Source organism: Bradyrhizobium sp. (assembly GCF_030693485.1).
Lineage (GTDB): Bacteria > Pseudomonadota > Alphaproteobacteria > Rhizobiales > Xanthobacteraceae > Bradyrhizobium.
Genome location: NZ_JAUYAN010000182.1, coordinates 1 through 18,588, shown reverse-complemented (window position 1 = coordinate 18,588; position 18,588 = coordinate 1). Strand labels below are relative to the sequence as shown.

Sequence of the window (18,588 nt, the reverse complement as noted above, 5' to 3'; positions counted from 1 at the left end):
CACCGTTCCGCAACGGTTTGCGGCGCTCAATGCCGATCGCCCGGCGCAGCACTTGACAAGACGGCGCTTTGCCCCGGAAGTGACCGGCCACGCACACTTCCAGGGAATTGCGAGACCGTTCATGCACATGCTCAATCCCTATTGCGGCGTCGACCGCGACTCGCGCGGCGTCGTTCGCCTCACCATCTGCAACGCCGGTTCGCTCAACATCCTGGGAACTCCCGCGATCACCGGCGTGCGGGAAGGGCTGCAAACGCTCGCGGCCGACCGGGAGATTCGTGTGCTCATCATTGCCGGCCAAAGCGAGAAGAGCTTGATCGGCGGCGCCGACATCAAGGAAATGGCCAAACTCGATCAGGCCTCGGCGGAGACATTCATCACCGGCCTGCGTGATCTCTGCGAGGCCGCCCGCGCGTTCCCCGCGCCTGTGATCGCGCGGATGCCGGGCTGGTGCCTCGGCGGCGGGCTGGAATTCGCCGCCGCCTGCGACTTCCGGATTGCCGCACATGACGCCCATTTCGGCATGCCCGAGGTCCGGGTCGGCATTCCCAGCGTCATTCACGCGGCACTGCTGCCGCGGCTGATCGGCTGGGGGCGCGCCCGCTGGCTGGTGATGACGGCGGAGAATATCGACGCGTCCACCGCGCTGGCCTGGGGACTGATCGACATGGTCGCCGCAGAGGGCGGCCTCGATGCCGCGATCGAGAAGGCCGTGAAAATGCTGCTGGAATGCGGCCCTGAGGCTTTGCGCGCGCAAAAAGCCCTGCTGCGGCAATGGGAGGAACTACCGCTGAAAGATTCGGTCGACCTCTCGATTCCCGTGTTCGGGCAATCCTTCCTGACCGGCGAGCCGCAGCGGCTGATGCAGGGATTTATCGACCGGAAGCGGTAATGCGACGGCCGGGCAGCATCAGCATTTCTCGCTCCCGGTGACAGGCGCGAGGAGCGCGGCCATCGCTGCTAGTCGAGTTCAGGACGTCCGGCGAGACCGCAGTAACCATGATGCTCCGGCTGTTCGCTTCCCTTGAAATGCGAAAGGTGGAATTGGCGCCACGACATGCACGCGCTGGCGATGCAATGATACATCTTGGCGGATTTCTCGAATCCATCCGACTGGGTGTTGAACAGTCGGTTGGCGCCGTCGATCCGCACCATTGGGCACCATTTCGAGTGTGCGACCTTTTCGCTCATCAGCATCTCATTAACTCCTCTATGCGGGTGATTTCTCGCGAGCTGGCTTCACCAGGCGACGCCGCATCGCCATTGACGTGGTTCCGAGCTTTTCTTTCCGTATTGTCGACAGCCGGCTGCGGCGATCCAATCAAACCGCTTAACGTAGCGCCGTTCGGGCCGACGTAGCAATTCCGCCCCGCCGCCTTGGCCGAATACATCCGGCGGTCCGCCGCCTCGACCAGCATGGCCCATCCGTTCGCCTCGTCGCTCATGCGTTCCGAGGCGCCCATGCTAGCGGTAATCGGGACGGAATCCGGCGCGAGGCCGATGCCGGCTTCGGCCAAACGACTGAGGAAGCTTTCGACCTGCTCCCCGTTCGTCTCCGGCATGATCAGCACGAACTCCTCGCCGCCCCACCGCACCAGCACATCCTGGCGGCGCGCCACGGCACGTATCGAGGCAACCGCGCAGCGCAGGACATCGTCGCCGACGCCATGCCCAAATCGGTCGTTCAATGATTTGAACCGGTCGAGATCGATGAACAGGACGCTGAGCGCGGTGTTATTGCGCTGCGAGACAGCGAACATGCTTTCGAGCATCCGCTCGCCGAACTTTCGCGTCGCGGCTCCGGTCAATCCGTCGGTTGCCGATTTTTCCACTAGACTGACGAGAAAGTTGAGCTGGCTGAGACTTGCGATAGTAGAAATTCCGGCAACCAGCAACAGCAGCAGCATGACCGCCATTGGCGAAGTCGTTGCAAACAGGTCTGACCACATGATGATGGGAAATACCATTACGGGGACCAGCGAGGCAGCCAGCAGCACGCTCTCGCGTGCCGTCAGGGGAAAGATGGCCAGGATCGCCGCCAGGGCGATTGGTGAGAGCAGATAGCCTTGGGTTCCGAACAGCTGATGTGCGTGCGCCCCGGTATGGGACAGGACGAACAGGGCACCGAGGACCAATCCCGATGAAATCATCAACAGGGCCAAGACAGCGCCATAGACGCCGAGCGGTTGAGACTCGAACCGGTGACCTCCGAGAATCCAGAAGGCGCCCGCGATGAACACCCGCTCGAGCCCCAGCGCACCGTTAACGGGCCAGGGCCAGCAGACAAAATCCACGGCGATCCACAGCAGGGAGAGGACGCTGAAAAAACGCGAAACGTATCGAACACGCGACAGGATCAGGCCGTAGCGTTCATAGGATATCTCGGGCGAATGGAGCCGCGCCGTAAGAAGATTGTCCCAACTCAGGGGTGTCGATGACATCGCGCTCAAAACCTTTTTTTTGCTTTCAAGGACCAGCAAAGCAAAGTCGACCGGGAATTTTCTTGGCGTTTGCCTGCGGACAATTTGTATCAATTGTACTTAATGAGAAATTCCGGGGACTGGCCTTCCCGAAAACAGCGTTTATCGGTCGTTAAGCGATGGAGTGGGCATTCAGCGGCTCTCGAATTTCGGCTCGCGCTTTTCCATGACGGCCTTGATGCTTTCCTGCATGTCCTGCTTCTTGAACAGCGGCAGGAGTTGCAGATAGGCTTGGTGGACAGGGTCCGGAAAGGTCTCTCCTTGCGCAGATCGAGACCGGCGCGATGCCCTCATCGAGCTCGTACAGCGCTTCGCTGGATTCGGTCTGCTCGGCACGTGCGGTCGTGTTCATCAGAAGGGCGTCTCTTTCAATTGATCTCAACGTTGCTCACTGCTTTAATCTCACGCACATGCCGCCTTGCTATCGGACTTCTTTCAAGCTGTAGTCCCGCCCGGGCTGGAAGCGGCTGCGGCCATCGAACGCCGCCAACATACAACGGAAAACCCATGAGACCCGCCGGCAAAGGGCCGCTCGATTCGCTCTATTTCCAGTACCCGCACTTCCCGGCGCGGCTTGTCCCCGAGCTGGACGGCAACGCCCCACGGCACCCCGTCGCGATTGTTGGCGCCGGCCCGATCGGTATGACCGCTGCATTGGTGCTGGCGCGCTACGGCATCCGCAGCGTGCTGCTCGACCGCAAGGACACCTTCAATGACGGCAGCCGGGCGCTGTGCATCGCGCGGCCGACCATGCACATCCTGGAGCGGATCGGGGCGGCAGCACCCTTCCTCGACAAGGCGCTGGGCTGGCGCTTTGGCCGCAGCTACTACCGCGGCGAGCAGATTTTCCGGCTGGAAATGCCGCATCCCCCGGGCGAAAAATACCTGCCGATGTACAATCTGCAGCAGCAGTATATCGAGCAATATCTGCACGACGCCGTCGCGGCCTGCGAACTCGTCGACATGCGCTGGCAGAGCGAACTCACCGGCATCGATTGCGGCAATGACGGCGTGTCGCTCAACATCGCCTCGCCGGCCGGCGACTATCGCCTCAACGCCGACTATGTGCTGGCCGCCGATGGCGCGCGCTCGCCGGTGCGCACCCGGCTCGGGCTGCGCATGAAGGGCGAGAACTACGAAGGCAAATATGTCATCGCTGACATCCGGATGGATCACGACTTTCCGACCGAGCGCCGCGCCTTTTTCGAGCCGAGCGGCAATCCCGGCGGCACCGTGCTGATCCACAAGCAGCCTGAAAATATCTGGCGGGTGGACTACCAGCTGCGCGAAGGCGAGAGCGAGGAAGCGGCCCTGCGCGAACAGAACATCCGCGCCCGCGTCGGCGCCATCCTCGGCGATATCGGCCACGACAAACCGTGGGAACTGGAATGGTGGAGCATCTATTCCGCCAACACATTGTGCCTCGACGACTACCGGCATGGCCGGGTTTTCTTCATCGGCGATGCCGCCCATATCGTGCCGATTTTTGGCGTGCGCGGGCTCAACAATGGCCTGGCCGATGCCGATAATCTCGGCTGGAAGCTCGCCGCCGTGCTCAACGGCGAGGCCGATGAAAGCCTGCTCGACAGCTACTCGCCGGAACGGCGCGGCGCCACGCTCGACGTCTTCGCCAATGCCACCAAGAGCACCCGCTTCATGACCCCGCCGACGCGAGGCTGGCGGCTGGCCCGCGAAGCCGCGCTCTCGCTCAGCCTGAAACACGAATTTCCACGCGGCCTCGCCAACCCCCGGCAGATGCAGCCCTACACCTATTCGGAAAGCCCGCTGACACCGTATCCGGAACGCGATGCGGAGTTTGCGGGCGGACCGGCCAGCGGCAGCTTTCCGCCGAACGCCACGCTGGCCGATGGCGGTTTTCTGCTGGATCGCGCCGGCGACGGCATGACGGCGATGTTGTTTTGCGATGGTGTCCTGAACGCTGCGCAGACGGCGTTGCTGGATCAGCTCACGCAACTCGACAAGCGCTTTGTCGCTCTCCTGATCCAGCCGGCCCGCGCCACGGCAGATGCGGTTGTGGACACCGACGGCGAAATCACCCGCCTGTTCGATGCGCGGCCGGGCACGTTCTATCTGTTGCGTCCCGACCTGCACATCGCCGGACGCTGGAAGACCATCGTGTCTGCCGAAATCCTGCGAACCGCCGGCCTTTGCCTCGGGAGAGCGACGCCATGACCGCGATGCCTGCGGAAGATTTCGAAGCCGCCTATGAAGCGCTGGCGATGGCGATCGATTCGACCGGTCCCGAGCGCGAAGCGCTGTTCCTGACCCGGCTCGCCCTGGTACTCGGCCATGAACTCGGCGACATCGCCGTGTTCAGGAGCGCGATCCGGACCGCGCTGGAAGGTGTTGCGGAGTAAGGGGTTTCTCCGGAAAGCGACAAGGCAGCCGCGCCTCACGACAATTTATCCCGCACTGCCGTTGCAATTTCTGCGGCGCATCATATGATGGTCATAATGTAAAACCATTCTCCTTCGTAACATTTGAGGAACCCCGCAATGGCCGCAGCCGATCCCGTCGCCATCGTTTCCGCCGCCCGCACCCCGCTTGGCCGCTTCATGGGCGAGTTGTCGCCGTTCAGCGCCCACAAGCTCGGCTCCCATGTGATCGGCGCCGCACTGGAACGGGCCACATTGGCGCCGGAGCGGATCGACGAGGTGTTGATGGGCTGCGTGCTGTCGGCCGGACAGGGCCAGGCGCCGGCACGACAGGCCGCGCGCGGCGCCGGGCTGCCGGATGCGACAGGTGCGACCACCATCAACAAGGTCTGCGGCTCCGGCATGAAGGCCACCATGCTGGCGCATGACATCATCAACGCCGGCTCCGCCGGGATCGTGCTGTCCGGCGGGATGGAGAGCATGAGCAACGCGCCCTATCTGCTGGCGAAAGCGCGCGGCGGTTACCGCGCCGGCCATGACCGGATCATCGATCACATGATGATGGATGGGCTCGAAGACGCCTATGAGACCGGCCGCTCGATGGGCGATTTCGGCGAAGCCACCGCGGAGGCCTATCAGTTCACCCGCGCCGATCAAGACGCCTACGCGATGGAAACGCTGACGCGCGCCCGCAAGGCGGTCGAGGACGGCGCGTTCAAGTCCGAGATCGCGCCGATCACGGTCACTGAAAAAGCCGGCCCTCGCGTTATCGCCAATGACGAGCATCCCCTGAAAGTCGATCCCGCAAAAATTCCCGGTCTGAAGCCGGCGTTCCGCGCCGACGGAACGATTACGCCGGCGGCTTCGTCCGCCAATGCCGACGGCGCCGCGGCGCTGATCCTCGCAAAACGCTCGCTGGCCGATCGCGAGGGATTGCCGAGCCTCGCCCTGATCAGGGGCCACGCCACCCACAGCCAGGAACCGCAATGGTTCACCACGGCGCCGATCCCGGCAATCCGGAAATTGCTCGACAAGGTCGGCTGGAGTGCCGATGACGTCGACCTGTTCGAGATCAACGAGGCTTTTGCGGTCGTGGCGATGGCGGCGCAACGCGATCTCGGCATTCCGAGGGAGAAGCTGAACTTCAATGGCGGCGCCTGCGCGCTCGGCCATCCCATCGGCGCCACCGGCGCCCGGCTGATCGTCACGCTGCTGCACGCGCTGGAAGCGAAAGGCCTGAAGCGCGGCGTCGCGGCGCTCTGCATCGGCGGCGGCGAAGCCACCGCCATCGCCGTGGAGCGCACCTCGCACTAGCGCCGCCGCAATGTCCCAAAACGAGGGAAGTATAACATTTTGACGTAGATCCGTTGGGTTAGCATCCCACAATCCTTCCAGGTAATTCGTAACTCATCCGAGGCTTCATGATCTCCAACTGGCTGTCCGCCACTCTCGCCCGCCGCAACATTCACTACGGCTGGGCGATGGTCGGCGTCACCTTCCTCACCGCGCTGATCGCCGCCGGTACGGTCGGTGCGCCCGGCGTATTCATCGTGCCATTGCAGAAGGAGTTCGGCTGGAGCACCGCCGAGATTTCCTCGGCGTTATCGATCCGTTTCATCCTGTTCGGGCTGATGGCGCCGTTCGCCGCCGCGCTGTTGAACCGCTACGGCCTGCGCAATGTCACGCTGACCTCGTTGCTGGTAGTCGCCTCCGGCCTCGTCGCGTCGCTGTTCATGACGCAAATCTGGCAGCTGGTGCTGCTGTGGGGGGTGGTGATCGGCCTCGGCACCGGCATGACCGCGCTGGTGCTGGGCGCCACCATCGCCGCGCGCTGGTTTTCCGCACGGCGCGGCCTCGTGGTCGGGATTCTCACCGCCAGCGTGGCAACCGGGCAGCTGGTGTTCCTGCCGCTGCTGGCGAGCCTCACCGAAAGCCTGGGCTGGCGGATGGCGCTGGGGCTGATCTGCGTGATGCTCGGCGTCGCCGCGCTCGCGGTACTGCTGGTGATGCGCGATCGTCCGAGCGATCTCGGACTGCGGCCCTTCGGCGATGAGGGCACCGAGCCGCTGCCGGTGCCGCCGACGAATGCTGCACCGATCGTCGCGGCCGCACTCGGCGCGCTGCGCGACGCCGCCAAGACGAAAGTGTTCTGGATCCTGTTCGCCACCTTCTTCATCTGCGGCGCTAGTACCAACGGCCTGGTGCAGGTTCACCTGATTCCGATGTGCCTCGATTTCGGCATCCCCCAGGTTCAAGCCGCGGGCCTGCTCGCGGCGATGGGCATCTTCGACTTCGTCGGCACCATCGCCTCGGGCTGGCTGTCCGACCGCTACGACAATCGCTGGCTGCTGTTCTGGTATTACGGCCTGCGCGGGCTTTCGCTGTTGTTCCTGCCGTTCACCGACTTCTCGTTCTACGCGTTGTCGCTGTTTGCGATGTTCTATGGCCTCGACTGGATCGCGACGGTGCCGCCGACGGTGCGCCTGACCGCACAGCGGTTCGGGCCGGAGCGTGCCAATCTGGTGTTCGGCTGGATTTTTGCCGGCCATCAGCTGGGCGCCGGCGTCGCCGCCTTCGGCGCCGGGCTGTCGCGCACCGTGCTGGAGAGCTATCTGCCGGCGTTCTTCGTCGCCGGCGCGCTGTGCGTCTTCGCCGCGCTGATCATCCTGCTGATTGCGCGGCCGGCGAAGCTGGCAGCGGCTGCATAAGTGCACTCCCTCTCCCCTTCCTTCACGGGGAGAGGGTTGGGGTGAGGGGCTGGATCGACAGCGGGACTCGCGGAGAGTCCCCCTCACCCGGCGCTACGCGCCGGCCTCTCCCCGCAAGCGGGGCGAGGTGAAGAAAGTCACGGCCTCGTCGTCATGTTCGTCGGCGGTCCCGCCGTGCGCAACGGTTCGGCCAGCCTCGCGAATTCGCACAACAGCGAACGGGTCTTGCGCGGGTCGATCACTTCCTCGACCCAGAAGCGTTCGGCGGAGCGGAACGGCGAGCGCAGCTTGTTGAGGCGGTCTTCGATCTCGCTGAGCTTGGCCTTGGGATCCTCAGCGGCGTCGATGTCGGCGCGATAGGCCGCCTCGATGCCGCCTTCCAGCGGCAGCGACCCCCAATAGGCCGACGGCCACGCGTAACGCATCGAGTAACGATTGGCCGGTTGATGCACGACGCCGGCGACGCCGAAGGCGTTGCGCACGATGATGGTGCACCAGGGCACCGTGGTCTGGTTGACCGCGGCCATGGCGCGCACGCCGTGCCGGATGGTCGCCGCCTTCTCGGCCTCGAGCCCGATCATGAAGCCCGGACAATCCATCAGATAGACCACCGGCAGATGGAAGGTTTCGGCGAGGTCGACGAAGCGCACCACCTTCTGGCACGCCTCCGCCGTCCACGACCCGCCATAATGAAAGGGATCGCTGGCCAACAGCATCACGGCGCGGCCGTCCAGCCGGGCGAAGCCGGCGATGACCGAGCGGCCGAAATTCGCGCCCATCTCGAAGAACGAACCCTTGTCGACCACCGCATTGATGATGGGCCGCATCTTGTAGACCTGGCGGCGGTTGCGCGGCACCGCCTTCATCAGCGATTCCTCCGCGCGCTCCGGATCGTCGTCGCAGGCGGTTGTCGGCGGCAGATCGAACACCGAGGACGGCAGATAGGAGAGAAAACGCCTGGCGCAGGCAAAGGCTTCTTCCTCGGTGTCGACGGCATGATCGACGCCGCCTGCGCGGGTCTGGATGTCGGCGCCGCCAAGTTCCCACTTTGTCAGGTCCTGGCCGAGCCGCTTGACGACCGGCGGACCGGCGACGAACATCGCCGACGTCTTGGTCATGACGGAATAATGGCTGGCCGCAAGGCGCGCGGCGCCGAGGCCGGCCACCGAACCGAGCCCGAGGCCGACCACCGGCACCCGGGCCATGTTCGCGATCGTATACCAGTACCAGCGGGTGCCGCCGACGCCACCGGGCAGATTGGCCGCCCCCTTGGTCTCGATGGTCTTCACCGAGCCGCCGCCGCCGGAACCTTCGATGACGCGGATGATCGGCAGCCGGAAATCGTGCGCCATCTCCTCGGCCATCAGCGGCTTTGCTGAAATCGACGCATCGGCGGAACCGCCGCGCACCGTAAAATCGTCGCCGACCACGACCACCGGCCGGCCGTCGATCCTGCCGCGGCCGAATACGCAGTTCGCCGGCGTCAAATGGGTGAGTTCGCCGCTCTCGCTGTACTCGGCTACCCCGGAAATCGCGCCGATCTCGTGGAAGCTATTCCGGTCGATCAATCCGTCGATGCGCTCGCGAACGGTGAGCCGGCCCTGGTCGCGCTGGCGCTTGACCTTGTCAACGCCGCCCATCTCGCGCGCGAACGCTTCGCGCCGGGCGAGGTCGTCGAGTTCCGGCTTCCAGGTCATTGGGATCCTCCGCCTTTATGATTTTGTTGTTGTTATGGGCCGCCACCGGAAGCGGTTTTCGGTCCAGCCGATTACTGAAGACATCGCCGTCGGCGCCCTCGAGCATGCTGCCGACCGCAAAACCCAAATCGACCATTCGCGGCGCCACTTCCTTGTGCAGCCGCTTCTCGTCATACATCGCAGCCAACAGGCCGATCGTCACCACAACGAAGGTTTGATACTGCGGCGACCAGATCGGCACCGCGAGACCATTGATATGCGGGCTCCACAGGCCGCACGCGACCACATAACCGTGTTCTGCGAGGAAACGCCGGTTGGCTTCGAGACGCGGCCGTAACACCTTGGCGCCCGCCGGAATCTCACGTTCCATTTCGGCCAGCAGCGCGTCGCCGACATCGGCATCGAGCGCCGCCGTATAGGCATGCCCCGCTGCCGTGCTTGTCATCGCGATGCGGTTGCCGGTGCTTTCATGCAGACCTAGCGCGTTGGCCGCCCGCGCGAACTCGAGATAGACGAGGTGAAAGCGGTCGGGAATGACGAAGCCGACGGTGCCCGGCAGTTGTTCCGCGACATCCTGCAGCCGCAGCCGGATCAGGTTGCGAAGCTGCAGACCCCGCATCATCGAGGTGCTCATCGCCACAGCACTTGGACCGATGCGGTACTTCTGGTCGCGCGGCAGATAGACCAGCTGGCCCATCCGGGTCAGCGTGTGGGTCAGCCGCGATACTGTCGATCGCGGCAGGCCGCAGCGGTTGGATATTTCGAGATTGCCGAGCCGCGCCTCGTGGCCTTCGAAACAGCGCAACACGTCGAACGCGCGCGACACCACCTGAATGACATCGCCCTCGCCTGCGAGATCGCTGGCGAGCATTCCCTGCTTACTGAGCCGTTCCGAGCGTCTTCCCATGTGTTTTTTTCCATTCCGTCTGGCGGAATAAAATTCCACTTGCAGATCAAGCTACCCTAGGCAATCTGCGTCCACAACAAGAAGCCGTTCACGAGGGCATTTGTCCGACAGGCGGTCGTCCCGGGAGAACGGAATGCCAGAGATCAAGATCGTGACCGAAGTGGCCGGGCGCGTGTGCGCGCTTCCCGTTGAAATCGGCGGCAGCGTCGGCGACGGCGACGACGTTGCTTTCGTCGAAGCAATGAAGATGGAAATCCCCGTCGCCTCACCTGCAGCGGGCAAACTCAAATCGATACTCGTCAACATTGATGACGTTGTCGCTGAGGGCCAGGTGCTCGCCGTCATCGAAACGTGATTCACCGGCGGCAGCCGCATCGACGCGGGCATGATGCTGCGGAACCTGACAGCCGCCGCCAATAAATCGCTGGACGTTGCCATCGCCATCAGGCGATGACATGATCCGGCCAACAAAATCTATTTCGCAGAGCGAAACTAATGGAGGAAAACATGATTCATCGGCTGCTGGCGCTCGCGCCTGTCGTATTCACGGGCGCGTCGCTGCTGACCTTGCCTGCGGCCCAAGCCCAGGACGTCAAGCTGCCGCCGACCATGACGTTTACCGCCTACGACACCGGAACCGCCGGTTTCAACATCGCGGTCGCCGTCGGCAAGATGATGAAGGACAAATACGGCACCGATCTGCGGGTGCTTCCCGCAGGCAACGACGTGGCGCGGCTGTCGCCTTTGCGCGCCGGCCGGGCGGTGTCGTCGGCGATGGGATCCGGCAGCTATTTTGCGCAGGAAGGCGTGTTCGAATTCGGCGCCAAGGAATGGGGGCCGCAGGCCCTGCAACTGGTGCTGTCCACGGTCGACTGCAACGGCGCTTCGCTCGGCGTCGCAAAGGACACCGGCGTCAAGGAGGTCAAGGACCTCAAGGGCAAGCGCGTCGGCTTCGTCGTCGGCTCGCCGGCGCTGAACCAGAACTCGCTGGCGATCCTGGCGTTCGGCGGCCTCAAGCAGAGCGACATCAAGTCGGTCGAGTTCTCGAGCTACGGCGCGATGTGGAAGGGCCTGCTCAACAACGATGTCGACGCCGCTTTCGCGACCACGATCACCGGTCCGGCCAAGGAAGCCGAAACCTCGCCGCGCGGGCTGGTCTGGCCGCCGCTGCCGCACAGCGACAACGCCGGTTGGGAGCGGGTGCAGAAGGTCGGATCGTTCTTCTTCCGCCACATGGCAAGCTGCGGCGCCGGCATTGCCAAGGACAAGCCGATCGAAATGGGAACCTATCCCTATCCGATCTTCGTGGTGTACGGAACGCAAGCTCCCGACCAGGTCTATGCCGTCACCAAGGCCATGATCACGGGCTACGATCTCTACAAGGATGCCGCCGCCGGTGCGGGCGGGCTTGCCGCCGACAAGCAGACGAAAAAATGGGTGATACCGGTTCATCCCGGCGCGGTGAAGGCGCTCAAGGAAGCCGGCCAGTGGAGCGACGACCAGGAAGCGCACAACAACGCGCTGTTCAAGCGGCAGGCGGTTCTGGCGGCGGCGTGGGCCGATTTCGGCAAGGCCAGCCCGCCTTCCGACGACAAGGAATTTCTTGCGGCCTGGACCAAGGCCCGCGCTGCGGCGCTGAAGAAGGCCAACATGCCGGACGGGTTTGAGGATTAATCTCTCCTCGCTCCCTTTTACTCAGCTTCAACGCCGGCGCGGCAACGCGCCGGCTCATTTTGACGGGATACCGCATGGCTGCCTCAACCTCCGCCGCTTCTGAAGCACCGGCGAAACGGATCGAATTCGCCGATCCGCACGGCAGCCTCGCCAATTTGCAGGAGGCCGAAGTCTCGCGGGCGCGAACCCTGCGGGGCGGCTGGCGCTGGGCCCTGATCGTCGCCACCGGGGCCACGATTCTGTTGTGCATCAACCAGCAATTCTCGCTGCGATTCTTCGTCGGCTACACCCAGCTCAACACCGAATATTTCTACCTGCTGATCGCGCTGATGCTGCCGTTCACCTTCCTGATCTTTCCGGGGACGGCACGCGCGCCGCTCGATCGCGTCCCCTGGTATGACATCCTCCTGTTCGTCCTGACCTTCGGCGCCGCCATCGTGCTGATGAACAGCGTGCGCAAGGCCGCCGAGGCCGGCTGGGAATTCGGCGGCGCGCCGACGCCCGTCATCGTCGCGGGCCTGATGATGTGGTTCGTGCTGATGGAGGCGCTGCGCCGCACCGGCGGCTGGAGCCTGCTGCTCAGCGTTCTGCCCTTCACGGTCTATCCGCTGTTCGCCGACGAAAAATGGCTCGGACCCTTCCGCGGCACCCAATCGACTCTCGAACAGGCGACTTCCTATCACGTGCTGTCCGGCGAGAGCCTGCTCGGCATTCCGATCCAGGCCTTCGCCGACACCGTCATCGGCTTTCTGGTGTTCGGCACCGCGCTGATGATGACCGGCGCCGGGAAGTTCTTCATCAATCTGTCGTTCGCGATGTGCGGCACGTTCCGCGGCGGCGCCGCCAAGGTCTGCATTTTCGCCAGCGGCCTGCTCGGCATGATGTCCGGCTCGATCATTTCCAACGTGCTGACCGCCGGCACCATGACCATTCCGGTCATGAAGAAGAGCGGCTTCCGCGCCTCCTATGCCGCGGCGATCGAGGCCTGCGCATCGACCGGCGCGGTGCTGGCGCCGCCGGTGATGGGCGCAACCGCCTTCGTGATCGCCCAGTTCCTCAACGTCAGCTACGCCGAAGTCGCGCTGGCCGCGATCATTCCCGCGGCACTGTTCTATATCGGCCTGTTCATGCAGGTGGACTCCTACGCCGCCCGCCACGGCCTCGAGGGCATTCCGCGCTCCGAACTGCCGCGGGTGATGGATACGATCAAGGACGGCTGGTACTACATCTTCGTCATCGCCCTCCTCGTCGTCATGCTGCTCTACTTCAAGCGCGAGAGCCATGCGCCGTTCTTCGCCACGGCGCTGCTGCTGGTGCTGAACCAGCTGTTTTCCAGGGAAACCCGCTGGACGTTCTCGACCATCAACAAGTTTCTCGAAGTCAACGGCCGCACCTTCGTCGAACTGGTCGGCATTCTCGCCGGCTGCGGCCTCCTGATCGGCGCATTCTCGATGACCGGCGTGGTTTCCAGCCTCGCCAACGATCTGTTGCGGATTGCCGGCGACAACGCCTTCCTGCTGCTCGTGATGTGCGCGTTCACCAGCCTCGTCCTTGGTCTCGGGCTGACGACGACCGCCTGCTACATCTTCCTCGCCATTCTGGTGGCACCGGCACTGGAAAAGCTCGGCCTCAACAAGATGGCCGTGCACATGTTCATCTTCTACTGGGGAATGCTGTCGTCCATCACGCCACCTGTCGCCATCGCCTCATTCGCCGCCGCGGGCATAGCCGGCTCGCCGGCGATGCGAACGGGCTGGGAATCGATGTGGGTCGGCAGCATCATCTATTTCATTCCGTTCTTCTTCGTGCTCAACCCGGCGCTGGTGCTGCAGGGCGCCAGCCCCTACATGGAAGGGCTGGGCCTGATGGCGCTGGCCGCGACGGGTACCCTCTTCATCTGCGGCGGCATCCAGGGCTACCAGGCCTTCGTCGGCGATCTCCGCCGCACCGGGATGTTGGAATGGCCGCTGCGGATCTTGCTGGTGGTCGGCGGCTTCGTGCTCGCGACACCCGGCGGCGGCATCAACCCGCTCTCGCAACTTCAGGTCACCAGCCTCGGGCTGGCGATCCTGATCCCGACGATCGCGGTCGCAATGCTGCTGATGCGCGGGCAGCCTCCTGTGACGCACCGGTTGCGCGCCCGCTGATTGCGCGGCAAGATTGGAGGCGATGAAACAGCCGCCTCCAGCCATTGCCGCCGCGCCTTCCTCATGGGCCTCCTCGAAACCGCCGCTGCTGCGGTTTCTCGACCGTTGCCACGCGGATTTTTCGCAGGAGACCGGCGGCACCGTCGCCGACTACATCCCGGAACTCGGCAAGGCCGACCCTGCCCATTTCGGCATCAGTCTCGCCACCCTCGATGGCCACGTATACGAAGTCGGCGATACCCGCGTTCCCTTCACCATCCAGTCGCATCAAGCGGGATTCCAGCGATTGGAAAATGATCGGCGCATGGACCGGCGAGCTCTCGAACGTGCGCGACTTCTATCTGCTCGATGCCGCCATCGAATGGGCCGAGGACCAACTGGTCTATCGCTATGGCGGCGCCATCGACTTTCACGAGACCACTGAACTGTCCGAGCAGGCGCTGCTGGCACGGCTAGCTAACGGCGGAGGAGTTGACCGATCTGGCTTCGATCGCGTCAGTCCGGACCTACCAGCCGGGCGAAAAGATCATCACCGCAGGTACGCCCGCGACGTCGCTGTTCTTTCTGCGCAGCGGCGCCGTCCACGTCGCGCTGCCGGATGGCATCAGGCTCGCCACCCTCACCGCCGGCATGGCGTTCGGCGAAATGGCGCCATTGGAAACCAGCCGCTCCGCCGACGTGCTGGCCGACGCCGCCGCCACGGCCTGTGAAATAGCCTTGCGGGATTTCGAGCGCTTCCGCAAACAGCATCCGCGGGCCAGCGAGCGCATGCGCAACCTCGCGCAACTGCTGGCCGACCGCCTGATCGTTGCCAATACGAGGGTGGATCTGCTGACGGCGCATTAGGGTGCGCTCAATAATAACCCGCCGCAACAAGCACCGCCGCCATCCTGAGGTGCGAGCGCCGCGATCCCCCTTGGCATCGCGAGTTAGCGAGCCTCGAAGGATGGCCGCGAGCACCGCCTTCGCTTCTCATCCTTCGAGGCTCGCCGAAGAGGCTCGCACCTCAGGTTGACGACGGAAGGTATGCCGCTAGCTTACCACTTCGCTCACCGGTTGCATGTCGATCTCAAATGTTTCCAGAAACTTCGAAGTCATGACGTAGAACCCGACCGAGAGCTGCAGTTCGACCAGCGCCGCCGGCGTCAGTTTTGCGGCGATGGCGTTGAAGGTGGCGTCGGTCGGCTTGTGCAGCCGGACGATCTCGTCGGTAAAGGCCAGTGCCGCACGCTGCACGTCGTCGAAGCAGGTGGCGGACTGCCAGTCTGCCAGCGCCTCGTTCTGCTCGTCCGTCACGCCGACATTCTTGCCGATGCGCTTGTGCGCGACGATTTCATAGGGCGCCTCGCACAGAATTCCGGTGCGCGTGATCGCGAGCTCCCGCAGCACCGGATCGAGTTCGCCCTTGTGACGGATCGCGCCGCCGAGCCGGCAATATTGCTCGAAATAGCTCGGCGAATGGGCCATCATCCGGAAAATATTGGCGTTGCGGTTCTTGCCGAGAATTTCCCTGGTACGCTCGTTCGATTTCGTGGTGTCGCAATAGTCGATGCGGGCCATGATTCACCTTGGGGTTTCCAGATTTTTTTCAGGCTGCCCTGTCGAGGCAGGTTCCAGCGAAACACTATCCGGCGCTGGAGGCGGTAGCAACAGCCTGTGCCGGCTTGCAAATCTCCCCGTGACGACAATTCGGCCCAAATCAGCCGCTGATTTTGCCGGTCGTCCCACTCGCAAATCTCGTCACGTGGGAGTCAAAAAGCCGCCGCATTGCTGTTCGACTCTGGAGCTGTCGATGTTCGCTGAGTGGGGACTCGTTGAAGCGAATATTCGTCGCGGGGTGTTCCGAGTAAAAACAGCTGAGCCGTCAGGCCTTCGCGGGCGATGACGACTCATGCCCAAGCGATGCCAAGTCCAGGGAGATCGGCATGAAGGAAGCCACCAAAAGGGCGACCTCGGAAGCGCTTGCGCAAACGCTGGCGGTGACGGCAATGCTCGTCATCGCCAGTCTTGTGTTTTATGCGCGGTGATGAGCCTCGCCTATTCCGCCTTTTCGAAATGCGGCACCAGCCGTCCCGCGAACGGCACGAAACGCGCCGTTACCTTGTCGCCGATGCAAAGGTCAATGTCGCCATGCGCCATCATGCGAAAGCCTTCGAAGGTATCGACCAGCACGACGTTGTAGGGAACATGCGCCCGGGTTTCGGGTGTGGCGGCACGGCACACCAGCGAAGTGGCGTAGACCGTGCCCGCGCCGCTGGCGCGCTTCTCCACCGAATTTTGCGCGCCGCAGCTGACGCAGAAGCTGCGGCGGAAATACTGCAAGCCGCCGCAGGCGGCGCAGCATTGATAGACGATCGCTTCGGCGCCCGTGGTCCAGTCGGCGGGTTTCTCGCTCATCGCACCTGCTCCAGGAACATGCTGACATGCGACGACAGCACGCCGCCGTCGCCATGCAACAACGCGACCGAGGCATCGCGCACCTGACGATTGCCCGCCCGTCCCGTCATCTGCAGGTGCGTCTCCACCAGATGCGCCATTGCGCCGCCGACGCCGCAATGGCCGTAACTCAGCAATCCCCCATGGGTGTTGAGCGGCATCGCGCCGTCGCGGCTGAAATGCCCTGCCCGCACTCTCGCCGCCGCCTCGCCGCGCCCCGCGAGGCCGAGGTCCTCCAGCAGCATCGCCAGCGTGATGGTGAAGCTGTCGTAGACCGCGGCATAGCGCACATCAGAAATCGCGACGCCGGCGGCCTGCTTGGCCTTGGCAACGGATATTTCGGCGCCGAATTCGCTCAAAGCGGGCGCCGCCGTGATGTGCTGATGGGTATGCGCCTGGGCGCAGCCGCGCACGCGCACGCCGGCCTCCCCGGTGCGTTCGCGGCTGATCACGAACGCCGCGCCGCCGTCCGACACCGGACAGCAATCCAGCAGCTTCAAGGGCATCGCCACCGGTTTCGATGCCATCACGTCGGTCACGCTGATGGCGTCGTGGAATTGCGCACCGGGATGGGTGAGCGCGTGGCTGCGCATCAGCACCGCGAATTCGGCAAGATCTTCCTGCGTCACGCCGTATTCGTGCATGTAGCGCGAAGCGACCAGGCCGTAATAGGCCGGGATGGTCGGCCCCAGCGGCACCTCGTAATCGGGATGGCCGACCTGCGCCAGCGCCAGGATCGAGGCATCGCGGCTTTGTCCGGTCAGCCGGTTCTCGCCACCGACCACCAGCACATGCTTGACGATGCCGGCCTCGACCAGATGATGCGCCAGCATGGTCATGGCGAGGCCCGTGGCGCCGCCGACCTGCACCGCATGGGCGTAGGACGGCTTGATTCCAAAGTGCTCGGCGAACACGGTCGCCAGCATGATGTGCGGCGACACCGTCGAGTAGCCGCACAGCACGCCGTCGATCTCGCTGCGCTTCAGGCCCGCGTCCGATATCGCGAGCTGCGCGGCCTGGCTCATCAGGTCGAGCGAGGAAGAGCCCTCGTGCTTGCCGTAGGATGTGAGGCCGACACCGGTGATGAAGCTCATGTCAATACGACTTCGGCATGCCCAGCACCTTCTCCGCGATGAAGCTGAGAACGAGCTGCGGGCTGATCGGGGCGATGCGCGGGATCAGCGATTCCCGCAAGTATCGTTCGACATGATATTCCCTGGCATAGCCAAAACCGCCATGGGTCATGACCGCCTGTTCGCAGGCTTGAAAACCGGCTTCGCCGGCGAGATATTTTGCGGCATTGGCCGCCGGGCCGCAGGGCAGGCCCTGGTCGTATTGCCAGCCGGCCGACATCACCATCAGCCACGCCGCTTCCAGCTCCATCCAGTTCTTCGCCAGCGGATGCTGGATCGCCTGGTTCTTGCCGATCGGGCGGTTGAACACGATGCGGCTCTTGGCGTAATCGGTGGCGCGCTTCAGCGCCACCTTGCCGAGCCCGACCGCTTCGGCCGCGATCAGGATCCGCTCCGGATTCATGCCGTGCAGGATGTATTCGAATCCGCGGCCTTCCTCGCCGTTCCTGTCTCCCACCGGAATCACGAAATTCTCGAAGAACAGTTCGTTGGAGTCGACGGCCTTGCGGCCCATCTTCTCGATCTCGTGCACCGCGACCCGCTTCTTGTCGAAGTCGGTATAGAACAGGCTGAGGCCGTGGGTCGGGTTCTTCACCTCCTCCAGCGGCGTGGTGCGCGCCAGCAGCAATATCTTGTTGGCGACCTGCGCGGTGGAGATCCAGACTTTCTGGCCGTTGACGACGTATTTGTCGCCGGTCAGGACTGCGCGGGTCTTCAACTGCGTGGTGTTCAGTCCGGTATTGGGCTCGGTGACGGCGAAGCAGGATTTGTCGCGCCCATCCACGATCCCCGGCAGCATGCGCCGGCGCTGCGCGTCGGTGCCGAACACGACGACGGGATTGAGCCCGAACACGTTCATATGCACGGCGGAAGCGCCGGACATGCCGGCGCCGGATTCCGAAATCGTCCGCATCATGATCGCGGCATCGGTGATCCCGAGACCCGAGCCGCCATATTCCTCGGGGATGCAGATGCCGAGCCAGCCGGCATCCGCCAGCGCCCGGTGGAAG

General features: G+C 63.8%; 18 protein-coding genes and 1 pseudogene. 10 read left to right on the top strand and 9 right to left on the bottom strand.

The annotated features are described in order from the left end of the window. Positions 1–121: 121 nt before the first annotated feature. The gene (locus tag Q8N40_RS13785; protein ID WP_305712209.1) at positions 122–892 is read left to right on the top strand and encodes an enoyl-CoA hydratase; all 771 of its coding nucleotides are present in this window, start codon (positions 122–124) and stop codon (positions 890–892) included. A gap of 68 nt (positions 893–960) precedes the next feature. Here the strand turns inward: Q8N40_RS13785 and Q8N40_RS13780 are convergent, their stop codons facing one another. From Q8N40_RS13780 to Q8N40_RS13770, 3 genes are all read right to left on the bottom strand, one after another. Continuing rightward, positions 961–1,197, bottom strand: a complete 237-nt coding sequence (locus tag Q8N40_RS13780; protein ID WP_305321690.1) for a hypothetical protein — start codon at positions 1,195–1,197, stop codon at positions 961–963. Next, a complete protein-coding gene (locus Q8N40_RS13775; protein ID WP_305712208.1) occupies positions 1,191–2,534 on the bottom strand; it encodes a GGDEF domain-containing protein in 1,344 nt (447 codons plus the stop codon). Before Q8N40_RS13775 ends, Q8N40_RS13780 begins: the two co-directional genes overlap by 7 nt. Positions 2,535–2,612: 78 nt before the next feature. Beyond that, positions 2,613–2,774, bottom strand: coding sequence for a hypothetical protein (locus Q8N40_RS13770; RefSeq protein WP_305321688.1), 162 nt, complete (start codon positions 2,772–2,774; stop codon positions 2,613–2,615). A gap of 213 nt (positions 2,775–2,987) precedes the next feature. On the opposite strand from Q8N40_RS13770, the gene Q8N40_RS13765 reads away from it, so the two are divergent. The 4 genes from Q8N40_RS13765 (at position 2,988) to Q8N40_RS13750 (ending at position 7,584) form a co-directional block, all read left to right on the top strand. Next, entirely contained in the window at positions 2,988–4,673 is a 1,686-nt protein-coding gene (locus Q8N40_RS13765; RefSeq protein WP_305712207.1) for an FAD-dependent monooxygenase, read from the top strand. Then, the gene (locus Q8N40_RS13760) at positions 4,670–4,858 is read left to right on the top strand and encodes a hypothetical protein (protein ID WP_305712206.1); all 189 of its coding nucleotides are present in this window, start codon (positions 4,670–4,672) and stop codon (positions 4,856–4,858) included. The genes Q8N40_RS13765 and Q8N40_RS13760 overlap by 4 nt, the downstream gene beginning before the upstream one ends. A gap of 138 nt (positions 4,859–4,996) precedes the next feature. After that, positions 4,997–6,190: an acetyl-CoA C-acyltransferase gene (locus tag Q8N40_RS13755; RefSeq protein ID WP_305712205.1), complete on the top strand. Its 1,194-nt coding sequence runs from the start codon at positions 4,997–4,999 to the stop codon at positions 6,188–6,190. Between the two features lie 107 nt (positions 6,191–6,297). Continuing rightward, positions 6,298–7,584 (top strand): MFS transporter, encoded by a 1,287-nt coding sequence (locus Q8N40_RS13750; RefSeq protein ID WP_305712204.1) that lies wholly within the window; start codon positions 6,298–6,300, stop codon positions 7,582–7,584. 137 nt (positions 7,585–7,721) lie between these two features. Here Q8N40_RS13750 and Q8N40_RS13745 read toward each other — a convergent pair whose 3' ends face one another. After that, the gene (locus Q8N40_RS13745) at positions 7,722–9,281 is read right to left on the bottom strand and encodes an acyl-CoA carboxylase subunit beta (protein WP_305712203.1); all 1,560 of its coding nucleotides are present in this window, start codon (positions 9,279–9,281) and stop codon (positions 7,722–7,724) included. Beyond that, positions 9,211–10,188, bottom strand: a complete 978-nt coding sequence (locus tag Q8N40_RS13740; RefSeq protein ID WP_305321682.1) for an IclR family transcriptional regulator — start codon at positions 10,186–10,188, stop codon at positions 9,211–9,213. The genes Q8N40_RS13745 and Q8N40_RS13740 overlap by 71 nt, the downstream gene beginning before the upstream one ends. A gap of 133 nt (positions 10,189–10,321) precedes the next feature. Here Q8N40_RS13740 and Q8N40_RS13735 point away from each other — a divergent pair, with 133 nt between their 5' ends. The 5 genes and pseudogenes from Q8N40_RS13735 to Q8N40_RS13715 all read left to right on the top strand — a co-directional run. Beyond that, positions 10,322–10,543 (top strand): acetyl-CoA carboxylase biotin carboxyl carrier protein subunit, encoded by a 222-nt coding sequence (locus Q8N40_RS13735; RefSeq protein ID WP_304740631.1) that lies wholly within the window; start codon positions 10,322–10,324, stop codon positions 10,541–10,543. Between the two features lie 152 nt (positions 10,544–10,695). Beyond that, on the top strand, positions 10,696–11,862 hold the full coding sequence (locus Q8N40_RS13730; RefSeq protein WP_305712202.1) for a TAXI family TRAP transporter solute-binding subunit: 1,167 nt from the start codon (positions 10,696–10,698) through the stop codon (positions 11,860–11,862). Positions 11,863–11,936: 74 nt separating this feature from the next. After that, complete coding sequence (locus Q8N40_RS13725) at positions 11,937–14,009, top strand: TRAP transporter permease (protein WP_305712201.1); 2,073 nt, start codon at positions 11,937–11,939, stop codon at positions 14,007–14,009. A gap of 22 nt (positions 14,010–14,031) precedes the next feature. Continuing rightward, complete coding sequence (locus Q8N40_RS13720) at positions 14,032–14,433, top strand: glutaminase (protein ID WP_305712200.1); 402 nt, start codon at positions 14,032–14,034, stop codon at positions 14,431–14,433. Next, positions 14,315–14,855: pseudogene (locus Q8N40_RS13715) on the top strand (Crp/Fnr family transcriptional regulator); the annotation flags it as partial. The gene Q8N40_RS13720 and the pseudogene Q8N40_RS13715, both read left to right, overlap by 119 nt. Before the next feature lie 186 nt (positions 14,856–15,041). Here the strand turns inward: Q8N40_RS13715 and Q8N40_RS13710 are convergent. From Q8N40_RS13710 to Q8N40_RS13695, 4 genes are all read right to left on the bottom strand, one after another. Then, complete coding sequence (locus Q8N40_RS13710; protein ID WP_305319930.1) at positions 15,042–15,569, bottom strand: carboxymuconolactone decarboxylase family protein; 528 nt, start codon at positions 15,567–15,569, stop codon at positions 15,042–15,044. Between the two features lie 477 nt (positions 15,570–16,046). Next, positions 16,047–16,406: a Zn-ribbon domain-containing OB-fold protein gene (locus tag Q8N40_RS13705; protein WP_305712198.1), complete on the bottom strand. Its 360-nt coding sequence runs from the start codon at positions 16,404–16,406 to the stop codon at positions 16,047–16,049. Continuing rightward, positions 16,403–17,539 carry a thiolase family protein gene (locus tag Q8N40_RS13700; RefSeq protein ID WP_305712197.1) on the bottom strand — a complete coding sequence of 379 codons (1,137 nt, stop codon included), beginning with the start codon at positions 17,537–17,539 and terminating at the stop codon, positions 16,403–16,405. The genes Q8N40_RS13705 and Q8N40_RS13700 overlap by 4 nt, the downstream gene beginning before the upstream one ends. Before the next feature lies 1 nt (position 17,540). Continuing rightward, positions 17,541–18,588, bottom strand: a 1,048-nt coding sequence (locus Q8N40_RS13695; RefSeq protein WP_305712196.1) for an acyl-CoA dehydrogenase family protein, incomplete at its 5' end; no start/stop codon positions are given.